The 12,661-nt window shown below is 74.5% G+C and carries 11 protein-coding genes; 8 read left to right on the forward strand and 3 right to left on the reverse strand.

Annotation, left to right across the window (positions count from 1 at the left end; genetic code table 11):
* Positions 1-42 precede the first annotated feature (42 nt).
* The 6 genes from ACIP5K_RS31320 (at position 43) to ACIP5K_RS31345 (ending at position 6,129) form a co-directional block, all read left to right on the forward strand.
* A complete protein-coding gene (locus ACIP5K_RS31320) occupies positions 43-363 on the forward strand; it encodes a phage holin family protein (protein ID WP_401414967.1) in 321 nt (106 codons plus the stop codon).
* Between the two features lie 340 nt (positions 364-703).
* Positions 704-2,578, forward strand: coding sequence for a transketolase (locus ACIP5K_RS31325; protein WP_401414968.1), 1,875 nt, complete (start codon positions 704-706; stop codon positions 2,576-2,578).
* A 318-nt stretch (positions 2,579-2,896) separates the two neighbouring features.
* Positions 2,897-3,313: a gas vesicle structural protein GvpA gene (locus ACIP5K_RS31330; protein ID WP_401414969.1), complete on the forward strand. Its 417-nt coding sequence runs from the start codon at positions 2,897-2,899 to the stop codon at positions 3,311-3,313.
* A complete protein-coding gene (locus ACIP5K_RS31335) occupies positions 3,310-4,062 on the forward strand; it encodes a GvpL/GvpF family gas vesicle protein (RefSeq protein ID WP_401414971.1) in 753 nt (250 codons plus the stop codon). The genes ACIP5K_RS31330 and ACIP5K_RS31335 overlap by 4 nt, the downstream gene beginning before the upstream one ends.
* Before the next feature lie 134 nt (positions 4,063-4,196).
* A complete protein-coding gene (locus tag ACIP5K_RS31340; protein ID WP_401414972.1) occupies positions 4,197-4,943 on the forward strand; it encodes a DNA primase in 747 nt (248 codons plus the stop codon).
* Positions 4,936-6,129, forward strand: a complete 1,194-nt coding sequence (locus ACIP5K_RS31345) for an SRPBCC family protein (RefSeq protein WP_401414973.1) — start codon at positions 4,936-4,938, stop codon at positions 6,127-6,129. The genes ACIP5K_RS31340 and ACIP5K_RS31345 overlap by 8 nt, the downstream gene beginning before the upstream one ends.
* A 70-nt stretch (positions 6,130-6,199) precedes the next feature.
* Here the strand turns inward: ACIP5K_RS31345 and ACIP5K_RS31350 are convergent, their stop codons facing one another.
* Together ACIP5K_RS31350 and ACIP5K_RS31355 are read right to left on the reverse strand one after the other, a co-directional pair.
* Positions 6,200-7,021, reverse strand: coding sequence for a class I SAM-dependent methyltransferase (locus ACIP5K_RS31350; RefSeq protein ID WP_401414974.1), 822 nt, complete (start codon positions 7,019-7,021; stop codon positions 6,200-6,202).
* A 109-nt stretch (positions 7,022-7,130) separates the two neighbouring features.
* Positions 7,131-8,642, reverse strand: coding sequence for a bifunctional phosphatase PAP2/diacylglycerol kinase family protein (locus tag ACIP5K_RS31355; RefSeq protein WP_401414976.1), 1,512 nt, complete (start codon positions 8,640-8,642; stop codon positions 7,131-7,133).
* Positions 8,643-8,736: 94 nt separating this feature from the next.
* On the opposite strand from ACIP5K_RS31355, the gene ACIP5K_RS31360 reads away from it, so the two are divergent.
* Positions 8,737-10,359, forward strand: a complete 1,623-nt coding sequence (locus ACIP5K_RS31360) for an ABC-F family ATP-binding cassette domain-containing protein (protein ID WP_401414978.1) — start codon at positions 8,737-8,739, stop codon at positions 10,357-10,359.
* 53 nt (positions 10,360-10,412) lie between these two features.
* Here the strand turns inward: ACIP5K_RS31360 and ACIP5K_RS31365 are convergent, their stop codons facing one another.
* The gene (locus ACIP5K_RS31365) at positions 10,413-11,381 is read right to left on the reverse strand and encodes a hypothetical protein (protein ID WP_401414980.1); all 969 of its coding nucleotides are present in this window, start codon (positions 11,379-11,381) and stop codon (positions 10,413-10,415) included.
* Between the two features lie 280 nt (positions 11,382-11,661).
* On the opposite strand from ACIP5K_RS31365, the gene ACIP5K_RS31370 reads away from it, so the two are divergent.
* A complete protein-coding gene (locus ACIP5K_RS31370; RefSeq protein WP_401414981.1) occupies positions 11,662-12,642 on the forward strand; it encodes an AraC family transcriptional regulator in 981 nt (326 codons plus the stop codon).
* Positions 12,643-12,661: the final 19 nt, after the last annotated feature.

Genomic DNA, 12,661 nt, shown 5'->3' on the forward strand with positions numbered 1-12,661 from the left:
CGGTAGCCGTTACGAGGTGCGCGGGCAGGGTACCCGCGCGCCATGGAACGCTTGGATCAGCGACTCACCGAGGAAGTGTCGGGAGCTGTACGCGACGCCGTCCGCGACGAGATGCGGCACGTCGTGGAGCGGCGCCGCCGCACCGCCGCCCTGTACGCCGGGTCGGCGACGCTCGCCCTGTACGCGGGCGCGGCGGCCGCCGTGGCGCTCGGGCTCGCCCTGGGACTCGCCCTGCCGAACTGGGCCGCCGCGCTGATCGTCGCCGCACTGCTGGCCGTCGCCGCGTTCGCGCTGCGGCAGGCCGCCCGGCCCAAGGGGCCCGAGATCCCGCCCATGCCGCCCGGGCCGCCGCCCGGAGCGTAGCCCCGCCCGCCTCCCGGCGCCGGACCGGGCGGGCCCGGCGCGCGCCGCTCCGTGGACCGCGTCCGGCGCCCGCCGGGCCGGGGACGCGGCAGGCCCGTGGCCGCCGTGCCCGCCGGGCACCGGGTCGTCCGCCGCCCGCCCGGGGAGACCGGCGCCACCACCCCGCGCGCCCCGCTGGACCTGCCCCGCCGCGCCGTCGGGCCGGGCTCCGCCGGTCCTGGTGCGGGCCCGGCCGCACCGCGTCCCCGGCAACCGGCCCACGGGCCCGAGACGCACCCGCACCCCCCTCGCCGGCCGGCCCCGCCGCCCCGGCCGCCCACCCGCCCCCTGGAGGAACCACGTGACCACGTCCCCGTCCGTACCCGCCCGCACCGCCACCGAGATGCAGGACCTGGCACGGCAGTTGCGGGTCGACTCGATCCGCGCGGCCGACGCCGCCGGCTCCGGGCACCCCACGTCGTCGATGTCCGCCGCCGACCTGATGGCCGTCCTGCTGGCCGGCCACTTCCACTACGACTTCGAACGCCCCGCGCACCCGGGCAACGACCGCTTCATCCTCTCCAAGGGCCACGCCTCCCCGCTGCTGTACGCGGCCTACAAGGCGGCCGGGGTCATCGACGACGCCGAACTGCTCACCTTCCGCAGCCTCGGCAGTCGCCTCGAAGGGCATCCGACGCCGCAGCGGCTGCCCTGGGTGGAGACCGCCACCGGCTCGCTCGGGCAGGGCCTGCCCGTCGGCGTCGGCATCGCCCTGTCCGGCAAGCGGCTCGACCGCGTCGACTACCGCGTGTTCGTGCTGTGCGGCGACAGCGAACTCGCCGAGGGATCGGTGTGGGAGGCCGCCGACCAGGCCGGCTACGAACAGCTCGACAACCTGACCCTGATCGTCGACGTCAACCGGCTCGGCCAGCGCGGCCCCACCCGCTACGGCCACGACCTGGAGGTGTACGCGCGCCGGTTCCGGGCGTTCGGCTGGCACACCATCGAGATCGACGGGCACGACAGCGCCCGGATCGACCGCGCCTACACCGAGGCCGCGGCCACCACCGGCCGGCCCACCGCGATCCTCGCCCGCACCGTCAAGGGCAAGGGGGTGCGCGCCGCCGAGGACCGGGAGGGCCTGCACGGCAAGCCGCTGGAGGACGCCGCCGCGGCCGTCGACGAGCTGGGCGGGGACCGGGGCACACGCGTCAGCGTGCAGGCACCGCCCACCGCACGGGCGCTGCACTCCGTGCGCAGCGGCCCGCTGCGGCTGCCGCGCTACGAGGTCGGCGACGAGGTCGCCACCCGGGACGCCTTCGGGGACGCGCTCGCCGCGCTCGGCTCCGCCCGCGGCGACGTCGTCGCGCTCGACGGCGAGGTCGGCGACTCGACCCGCACCGAGTACTTCGCCAAGGAACACCCCGAGCGGTACTTCGAGTGCTACATCGCCGAACAGCAGCTCGTCGGCGCGAGCGTCGGACTCGCGGCGCGCGGCTGGGTGCCGTACGCGGTCACCTTCGGCGCGTTCCTCACCCGGGCCCACGACTTCGTGCGGATGGCGGCGGTCAGCGGCGCCGGGATCAACCTCGTCGGCTCGCACGCGGGCGTCGCCGTCGGGCAGGACGGCCCCTCCCAGATGGGCCTGGAGGACCTGGCGATGTTCCGCGCCGTGCACGGGTCGACGGTGCTGGCCCCGTGCGACGCCAACCAGACCGCCCAACTCGTCGCGCGCATGGCCGAGCTGGGCGGCGTGCGCTACCTGCGGACCTCGCGCGGCGCCGCCCCCGTCATCTACCCGCCGGACGAGGAGTTCCCGGTCGGCGGCGCCAAGGTGCTGCGCTCCGGCGAGCACGACCGGATCACGCTCGTCGCCGCCGGGGGCACCGTGCACGAGGCGCTGGCCGCGGCCGACGACCTGGCGGCGGCCGGGATCTCCGTGCGGGTGATCGACGCGTACTCGGTGAAGCCGATCGACCGGGAGGTGCTGCGGGAGGCCGCGCGGGTCACCGGCTGCCTGGTCACCGTCGAGGACCACCACGAGGAGGGCGGACTCGGGGACGCCGTCGCCGAAGCCTTCTCGGACGGGCGCCCGGTCCCGCGCCTCGTGCGCCTCGGCGTCCGCGTGATGCCCGGATCCGCCTCTCCTCAGGAGCAGTTGAAGGCCGCCGGGATCGACGCCGGTTCGCTCTCCGCGGCGGTGACGCTGCTGGTGGAGCGGCAGGTGGCGCCCTGAGGGGAGCCGGCCGGGGAACCACTACCACGCCGCAAGGGCCGTGTGCCGTCCCTGAGTTGAATGTTTGGCCACGGCTCGGGAGGTGACTCGGAGTGTGAGGTTTTCATGACGCATACGAAGAAGACGCGAACGTCGCACGGAAGTGTCCCGGAGGCGGCCCGCGTCGACGGGGCGCACTGACCGCCCAGGGCCGGCCGCCGCCCGCCCGAGCGCCCCGCCGCGCGACGCGCATCATCCGGCACCACCCGTACGCGCACCATCCGTACGCGCACCACCCGTACGTGTTCCCCGAACGACGAGAGAAGGAGGCCCGGTCCCATGACCGTTGTCCCCACACAACAGGCAGGCGGCGGTGGCGGCACCAGCGGCCTGTACGACGTCCTCGAACTCGTCCTGGACCGCGGGCTCGTCATCGACGCGTTCGTCCGCGTCTCGCTGGTCGGCATCGAGATCCTGAAGATCGACGTCCGGGTCGTCGTCGCCAGCGTCGACACCTACCTGCGGTTCGCCGAGGCCTGCAACCGGCTCGACCTGGAGACCGGCAGCAAGAAGCCGTCCGGCCTCACGGACCTCATGGGCGACACCGCCGAGTCCGGCGCGCGCGGCAAGTCCAAGGGCGCCCTCTCCGGCGCCGCGCAGACCGTCTCGGACGCCTTCAGCCAGGCCCGGGAGGAGAAGGAGACCGAGCCCCGCCGCACCCGCCGCGCTCCGAGCCGCCGCAAGGAGGAGCAGTGAGCAGTACGTACGTCTACGGCATCGCGGCCGCCGAGCACCCCTCGCTGCCCGACGGCATGGACGGCATCGGCAAGCCCGCCCGCCCGGTGCGCATCGTGAAGGAGGGCCCGCTCGCCGCGATCGTCAGCGAGGCCCCCGACGACCTGCGGCCCAAGCGGCGCGATCTGCTCGCCCACCAGAACGTGCTCGCCGAGGCGGGCGCCGGCGGCTCGGTGCTCCCCATGCGGTTCGGCAGCCTGGCCCCCGACGAGAAGGCCGTGGCCGACGCGCTCGCCGAGCGGGTCGACCACTACCGGGAGCGGCTGCGCGCGCTGGACGGCAAGGTCGAGTACAACGTCAAGGCGCAGCACGACGAAGAGGCCGTCCTGCACCGCGTGCTGGCCGAGAACCCCGACGTCCGCGCGCTGACCGACGCCAACCGGAAGGCGGGCGGCGGCACCTACGAGGAGCGGCTGCGACTCGGCGAGACGGTGGTCGGCGCCGTGCAGGCGCGCGAGGCCCAGGACGCCGCCGAACTGCGGCAGTTGCTCGAAGAGGCCGCCGACGCGGTGTCGACGGGACCGGAGAGCACCGGCTGGCTGGCCAACCTCTCGTTCCTCGTGGACCGGGAGTCGGCCGGGCGCTTCCTCGCCGCCGTCGAGGAGATCCGCGGCGACCGCTCCCACATCCAGCTCACCGTCAACGGCCCGCTGCCCCCGTACAGCTTCGTGGAGCCGGGCCCGTCCGCTCCGGCGGACGGTACGCAGTGAGGCCGTGGGGCTGACCGGACCGGTCGGCGCGGTGCGGCCGCCGTCCGCGCCCGTGCGCGCGCGGCGGCATTGACCAGGAGACGTTCGACCTGATCGAGGACCATTTCCTCGACCGGCTTGAAGGGAAGTGAAGCGTGAACCGAGCAGCGCTCGGCCTCGCGGTAGGGGCCGGTTACGTCCTCGGACGGACCAAGAAGATGAAGCTGGCGTTCGCCGTCGGCACGATGGTCGCGGGCAAGCGGCTGAAACTCAGCCCGCGCGCCCTCGGGCAGCTGGTGAGCAAGCAACTGGAGAACAATCCGCAGTTCAAGGAGATAGGGGACCAGCTCCGGCAGGACTTCCGCGGCGTCGGCAAGGCGGCGACGGGGGCGCTCGTGGAGCGGCAGATCGAGGGGCTCGCGGGCCGTCTGCACGACCGTACGCAGGGAGTGCGTGACCAGCTCTCGGGCATCGCTCCGGACACGGACGACGTGCGCGACGCCGGTAAGCGGGTCACGCGCGTGGTGCCGGGCAAGACGGTGCGCCGCCGGGACGAGAAGCCCGAGGACTCCGAGGACGCGGACCAGGACGCCCAGGACGACGCGCGGGACACCGTGGAGGCCGACGCCGACGCCGACTCCCGGGACGACGACGAGCGCGACGAGGAGACCGAGGAGCGTCCGCGGCGCGCGAGCCGCACCCAGGCCGCCGAGCGCGGCCGGACGGGCGCGTCGACGGCGAAGCGGGTCCCGGCGAAGAAGGCGGCGGCGAAGAAGACCACCGCGAAGAAGACGACGGCCGGCAGGACGACGGCCGCCAAGAAGACGGCGGCGAAGAAGACCGCCAAGACGACCGCGGGCAGTTCGGCCCGCACCGCGAAGGGCGGGCGGGACCGTGGCTGAATCCCCCACCAAGGCGTTGGGCGGTCTCGCGAAGAGCGAGGCGGCCGACCATCTCAAATCGGAGGTCCAGGACTTCCTGGCGGCCCAGGTCCAGCGGGCGCTGGTGGGCGCGGGCCGCAAGCTCGGCCAGACGACGTCGAAGCTGAACGACATCGCCGACGGGTCGAGCCCCGGCTTCGCCAAGCTCGCGCTCGACGGCGGCCGCAAGCTCGCCGAGGGCAAGAGCCCGATGCGCACGGCCGTCGAGGTCGGCGCGGGCCACCTGAAGGACAAGGTCGTCGGCGGGGTCAAGGGCCTCTTCGGCAAGGGGGGCAAGAAGAAGGGCGGCGCGGGCCAGAAGCCGACCGTCATCATGGAGTTCATCGATGTCGGCGTCGATCTGCGCACCGCGTACGACCAGTGGACGCAGTACCAGGAGTTCTCCACCTTCGCCCGCGGCGTCAAGAACGCCAACCGCGCCGACGACGTCACCTCCGACTGGCAGATGAAGGTCTTCTGGTCGTCGCGCAGCTGGAAGGCGCACACCACCGAGCAGGTGCCCGACGAGCGCATCCAGTGGACGTCGGAGGGCGCGAAGGGCACCACGAAGGGTGTCATCACCTTCCACAGGCTCGCCGACCGGCTGACCCGCGTGCTGCTGGTCATCGAGTACTACCCCAAGGGTCTGTTCGAGAAGACCGGCAACATCTGGCGCGCCCAGGGCCGCCGGGCCCGCCTGGACCTCAAGCACTTCTCGCGGTTCGTGACGATCCGCGGCGAGGCGAGCGACGGCTGGCGCGGTGAGATCCGCGACGGCGAGGTGGTCACCACCCACGACGACGCCGTCGAGCAGGAGGAGCAGGAGGAACAGGAGAAGGCGCGCGAGCAGGAGGAACAGGAGCAGGAGGAGGGCAAGCCCGCCGACGAGTACGACGAGGAGGCGGAGGACGGCGAGGAGCCGGAGGAGTCCGAGGAGGACGCCGACCCCGAGGCCTACGACGAGGAGGCGGACGCCGAGTACGAGGACGCCGAGGACGCCGAGGACGCCGACGCGGAGGAGGACGAGCCGCGGGCCGAGGCCGAGGAGTACGAGGACGACGCCGAGTACGAGGACGCCGAGGAGGGCTACGAGGAGCCCGAGGGCGACGAGCGCGCCGAGGAGGACGAGAAGCCGCGCGGCAGGGAGCGGGCGGGAGCCCGCCGCTGACGCGGAGCCGCCCCGGGCGCCTGTTGCCCGAGCCATGTGCTCGGGGAACAGGCGCCCGGGCGCGTGCGGTCTACTTGCGGGCCAGGATCTCCCCGTGCGGCACCGCGAACCAGGCGTCCGGGTGCGTGCCCCACTCCCGCCACGCGGCGGAGACGGCCGCCAGCTGCTCGGGGCTCGCGTGCCCGCCCTCCGTGGCCCGGTCGGCGTAGGCGGGGGCGACGGTCCGGTCCGCCCACAGGCCGCTCCACCAGGCGATCTCGTCGGGTGTCGCGTAGCACCAGGCGCCCGCCGAGCACGTGAGGTCCGCCTGGGCGAAGCCGGCGCGCAGGGCCCACGACTTGAGGTAGCGGCCGGCGTCCGGCTCCCCGCCGTTGGCCCGCGCGACCCGGCGGTACAGGTCCAGCCAGTCGTCCATGCCGGGCAGCTGCGGGGACCAGGAGAACACCGCGTAGTCGGACTCCCGGGCGGCGACGACCCCGCCCGGCTTCGTGACGCGCCGCATCTCGCGCAGCGCCTGCACCGGGTCGCCGACGTGCTGCAACACCTGGTGCGCGTGCACCACGTCGAAGGTGTCGTCGTCCCACGGCAGCGCGTGCACGTCCGCGGTGGTGAACTCGGTGTTCGTCAGGCCCCGTCCGGCCGCCGTGTCCCGTGCCTGCCGCAGGACGTCCTCGGACCGGTCGGCGCCGACCACCCGCCCCTCGGGGACCAGTGCGGCGAGGTCCGCGGTGATGGTGCCCGGACCGCAGCCGATGTCGAGGAGGGCGGTGTCCGGCCGGAGCAGGCCCGAGTCCAGGAGGTGGGCCGCCGAGTTCGCGGCGGTGCGCCAGGTGTGCGAGCGCAGCACGGACTCGTGGTGGCCGTGGGTGTACACGGCGGTCTCCTGCGGCATGACCCGATCCCTTCACGGTGGGGCGACACGGTGTGGCCGGCGCCCGGGGCGAAGGCCCCGGGCGATGCGTTCACCGTACGCCCGGCAACCGGATGATGAGATAGGCGTCTCACAGTATGGTCAGCGGGCGGTACACGCGCAGCGCCTCGTGCTCCTTCTCGATGCTCAGCACCGGACCGCACGGGCTCACCTCGCCGTCGTAGGCGAGCGGGGTGCCCGGCGCGATCCCGTCCACGCGCAGCCGCGTCATCCGGGTCGCCGTGTGGAACGGGGAGCGGGACAGCGGTCCCGACAGCGCCGCCGCGAGCAGCCGGAAGCTGGGCAGCCGGCCGCCGCCGACCGTGCGCACGTCCAGCAGGCCGTCGGCGAGATCCGCGCGGCGGCCCGCCGTCAGCCCCATCCGGCGATAGGTGCAGTTGCCCGCGAACAGCAGCCACAGCTTGCGGTCGCTGCCGCCGATGCGGACGTTCAGCGGGTGGTCGCGGCGCAGCACGTGCACGGCCGCCAGCACATCGGCGAGCCGCCCGCCGACCCGCGCCGACCAGCGCTCGCGCTCGTGCACCAGCTCCGGGTAGGCGCCCAGGCTGAAGGTGTTGAGGAAGATCCCGGACGTCTCCTTCGAGTGGAAGCGGCCCACGTCGACGGCGACCGCGTCACCGCCCTGCACCGCCCGGACCAGATCGCCCGCGTCCTCCACACCCAGGTCGTACGCGAAGTGGTTGAGGGTGCCGCCGGGCAGCACCGCCAGCGGCAGCCCGTACTCCAGCGCCACCCGCGCCGCCGTGTTCACCGAGCCGTCGCCGCCCGAGATGCCGAGCGCGCGGGCGCGCGGCGCCGCCTTCTGGAGGACCTGCGTGAGGTCCCCGCCCGCGAACTCGATGAACTCCGCCGCGGGCAGCGCGTCCCGCAGCCCCTTCACCTTCTCCGGCGTGCCCGCCTTCACGTTCACCACCATCACCAGGCCCTCGCCGCCCGGCAGCGCCGGCACGTCGTCCACCAGGGGTCGCCCCGGTGACGGCATCTGGTCGCGCGTCGGCACCAGACCCCGTACGGCGTACGCGGCACCCACCCCGAGCGCGGCGCCCGCCAGGACGTCGCCCGGGAAGTGGGCACCGGTGTAGACGCGGGAGGCGGCCACCGAGAACGCCACCGGCGCGATGGCCGCGCCCCAGCCCCGCGACTCCAGGGCCACCCCGGTCGCGAAGGCCGCCGCCGACGCCGAGTGCCCCGAGGGGAACGACGTGGTGAACGGCTGCCGCTTCAGCCGCCTCGACAGGGGCACCGGGTCGAGGGCGGGCCGGGCGCGGCGCACCGACCGCTTGCCGAGGGTGTTGATCGTCGCCGACGCCACCGCCAGCGAGGCGATCCCGCGCACGGCGGCCCGGCGGGCCCGCGGCGACCCGCTCACGGCCAGGGCGCCGCCGATCGCGAACCAGATGACGCCGTGGTTGGCGGTCCGGCTGAGCCGGGGCAGGACCCGCTCCGCGCCGGGCCAGTTCGCGTCGGCGGCGAACTCGAAGACGCGCCGGTCGAGGGCGGCGAGCCGGCCCCGCAGGGACGGGCCGGGGCGGGTCACGCCCGGCCGGGGCTTGGTGAGGTCGGCGAAGAAGTCGGCACACATGACACGACGGTTACCCCGTGCCGTGGCCCGCACCCGGCCCCGGCCTGCCAATTCATTTGCCCGTCACCCGCACGGGCGACCACAATGCGCAATCATGGGACATCTGGAAGCCGCGCACCTCGAGTACTACTTGCCGGACGGGCGGGCGCTGCTCGGTGACGTCTCGTTCCGGGTGGGCGAGGGCGCGGTCGTCGCCCTGGTCGGACCGAACGGCGCGGGCAAGACCACCCTGCTGCGCCTGATCTCCGGCGAGCTCCAGCCGCACGGCGGGTCGGTCACGGTCGGCGGCGGCCTCGGCGTGATGCGCCAGTTCGTCGGCTCCGTCCGCGACGAGACGACCGTCCGCGACCTGCTCGTCTCCGTCGCCCAGCCGCGCCTGCGCGAAGCGGCGAGGGCGGTCGACGCGGCCGAGCACGCGATCATGACGGTCGACGACGAGGCCGCGCAGATGGGCTACGCGCAGGCGCTGGCCGACTGGGCCGAGGTCCAGGGCTACGAGGCCGAGACGCTCTGGGACATGTGCACCATGGCCGCGCTCGGCGTCCCCTACGACAAGGCGCAGTTCCGCGCCGTGAGCACGCTCTCCGGCGGCGAGCAGAAGCGGCTGGTCCTGGAGGCGCTGCTGCGCGGCCAGGACGAGGTGCTGCTCCTCGACGAGCCGGACAACTACCTCGACGTCCCCGGCAAGCGCTGGCTGGAGGAGAAGCTCCGCGAGACCCGCAAGACGGTCCTCTTCGTCTCCCACGACCGCGAGCTGCTCGCCCGCTCCGCCGAGAAGATCGTCAGCGTCGAGCCGGGCCCCGGCGGGGCCGACGCCTGGGTGCACGGCGGCGGCTTCGCCACGTACCACGACGCCCGCCGCGAGCGCTTCGCCCGCTTCGAGGAGCTGCGCCGCCGCTGGGACGAGAAGCACGCCCAGCTGAAGAAGCTGGTGGTCAATCTGCGGCAGGCCGCCGCGGTCAGCCACGAGATGGCGTCCCGCTACGCCGCCGCGCAGACCCGGCTGCGCAAGTTCGAGGAGGCCGGCCCGCCGCCGGAGCCGCCGCGCGACCAGGACATCACCATGCGCCTGAAGGGCGGCCGCACCGGCGTGCGCGCCGTCACCTGCCAGGGCCTGGAGCTGACCGGCCTGATGCAGCCCTTCGACCTGGAGGTCTTCTACGGCGAGCGCGTCGCGGTCCTCGGCTCGAACGGCTCGGGCAAGTCCCACTTCCTGCGGCTGCTGGCCGGGGACGACTCGGTGGCGCACACCGGCGCCTGGAAGCTGGGCGCGCGCGTGGTCCCGGGCCACTTCGCCCAGACCCACGCCCACCCCGAGCTCCAGCGCCGCCCGCTGCTCGACATCCTCTGGCGCGATCACGCCAAGGACCGCGGGGCGGCCATGTCGCTGCTGCGCCGCTACGAGCTGACGGCCCAGGCCGAGCAGAACTTCGAGCGGCTCTCCGGCGGCCAGCAGGCCCGCTTCCAGATCCTGCTGCTGGAGCTGGAGGGCGCCACCGCCCTGCTCCTGGACGAGCCCACGGACAACCTGGACCTGGAGTCGGCCGAAGCCCTCCAGGAGGGCCTGGAGTCCTTCGACGGCACCGTCCTCTCGGTCACCCACGACCGCTGGTTCGCCCGCGCCTTCGACCGCTTCCTGGTCTTCGGCTCGGACGGCAGGGTCCGCGAGACCACGGAACCCGTCTGGGACGAGCGCCGGGTGGAGCGGGCCCGCTAGGGCCTGTCCCCGACCTGTCGCCGCCGGACCTGCGGGCGGCCCCGGGGCGCGGCTCAGCCGGTCCAGCGCAGCAGCGCCCCGAGGCCGCCCGCGGGTCCGGCGGCCGGGTCCGCGCCGGCCACCGACACCGCGTCGGCCCCGGCGGCGGCCGCACAGCGCATCAGCGCGTCGTCGGCCCGCGCGGGCACCGCCTCCCGCGCCCCGAGCACCGCGGGCTCGTGCGGGCCCACCCCGACCTGGTCGGGTTCGGCGCCGACCCACACCGACCGGTGCGCGTCGGGGCCGTCGGCCCGGATCAGCAACTGCGCGATCCGGTGCTCGCGCGCGGCGTCCAGCAGCGCCGGCACGCCCTCCGCGGCCTCCTCGCCGCGCCCGCGCGCGGCCGCGAACAGATCCGCCTCGTGCGCGGCCCGCAGGGCGACGTGCTCGGCGCGCGCCCGGGCCAGCCGCTCGCGCACGGCGGCGCACTCCGTGTCGTCGTCACCGACCAGCAGGACCAGATCCGCCCGCGTCTCGGCCTGACAGCGCGCGAGCACCTCCGCGATCTCGGCGGCGCCCAGATCCAGCCCGTCCGCCGCACCCAGCGGAACGTGCTGCTCCGCGCCCTGCGGTCCGTCCGGCCACAGGGTGAGGTCCGCGCACGCGTGGTCCACCCGCGCCACCAGGCACAGCGGCTCCTCCCCGGCCAGGTCCAGCAGGGGAGCGGTGTGCGGCAGCGCCGCCCAGCGCACCGACGTACCCGGTGGAGGCGCGCTCAACACCGGGTCGAGCACGACCTCACCGCCGGTGGCGAAGAACGCCCGGCCGACCGGCTCGTCGGCGTGCCGCAGCTCGTCGACGGCCATCCGCACCGCGTGGCAGGTGGCCTGATCGGCACCGGCCGCCACCAGGGCCCGCTGCATCCCCAGCGACTCCTGCGTACGCTCGTCCGCGGTGGAGTCGCGCAGGCGGGCCGCGTCGACGTACACCGAGGCCCAGGGCCCGGGCCGGTCGCACAGCGGAGTGAGGAACGCGAGGTCCATGTCTGTCTCCCGGAGGTCGTCTTCGACAGCGGGTACCCTGCGGGCCGTCGGGCAGACGCCAGGTGACACACACGAGTGAAAGGAGTGTGTCCCGCGCGGCACCCGGAGCACGCGACGACGCGAGGGGCGGCGGGGACCCGCGCCCGGTACGGGAGTCGTCGCCGGAGCCGGGCGGCAGCCGTACGCTGCTGGGCCGGCGGACCGACAGGCGCGCGGGACGCCCGCGCGCACAGAGCGTCATGACGGGGCATCACGAGGAGTCAGGGTGGCGAGAACGTCCTTGCGGACGGAAGACGTCGACCGGGCCATGGAAGCGATCAAGGACGCTTTCTACACCAACCGGCTGGACGTACTTGCGCGCCCCGAGCGGTTCGGCGCCGAGTTCGAGATGCTCGAACTCGGCGGGATCACCGTCGGGGACCTCAGCTGCGGGGCCGACGTCCGGGTGCGCTGCGGCGAGTTGGGCTGCTATCACGTCAACATCCCGGTCGGCGCCGCGCTGGCCTGGCACCAGGCGGACCGGCCCGTGCAGATCACGCCGCCCGGCGCGGCTGCCGTGTTCCAGCCAATCGGCGACACGTCCGTGGACCACTGGACCGGCGAGGGCCGGATCGTCGCCCTGAAGATCGAACGGGAGCTGCTGGAGACCCGGGTGGAGGAGCTGACCGGCCGCCCGCTGCGCGGGCCGCTCGTCCTCGAACCCGAACTGGACCTGACCCACGGCCGCGGCAGGTCCTGGGCCCGGCTCGTCGGCACCCTCGTCGAAGGGCTGCGCGAGGACGTCCAGCTGCTCCAGCACCCGCTCGTCGCGGCTCCGTTGCGGGACGCCGTCGTCAACGGCCTGCTGCTGAGCGCCGGCCACCCCTGGCGGGACGCCCTGGAACAGCCGCCCGGCGGGCTGCGCCCCACCCCGGTCAAGCGCGCCATGGACGCGATGCACGAGCGCCCCGAACACCCCTTCACCACCGCCGAACTCGCCGGTCAGGCACGGGTCGGCGTGCGCTGGCTCCAGGAGGCGTTCGCCCGCTACGTGGGTATGCCGCCGATGGCGTACCTGCGCTCGGTCCGGCTGGAGCGGGCCCACGCCGACCTGCTCGGCGCGGACCCGCGCTCGGCGTCCGTCAGCGACATCGCCCGCCGGTGGGGCTTCGGCCACCTCGGGCGGTTCGCCGAGCAGTACCGGGCCAAGTACGGCCAGGTGCCGTCCAGCACGCTGCGCGGCCCCGACGGCGACACCGTCCGCGGCCCCCGGCCCTGCTGAGGGCGGGGGGCTCCGGCGG

The sequence above is a fragment of the Streptomyces sp. NPDC088785 genome, assembly GCF_044750685.1.
Lineage (GTDB): Bacteria > Actinomycetota > Actinomycetes > Streptomycetales > Streptomycetaceae > Streptomyces.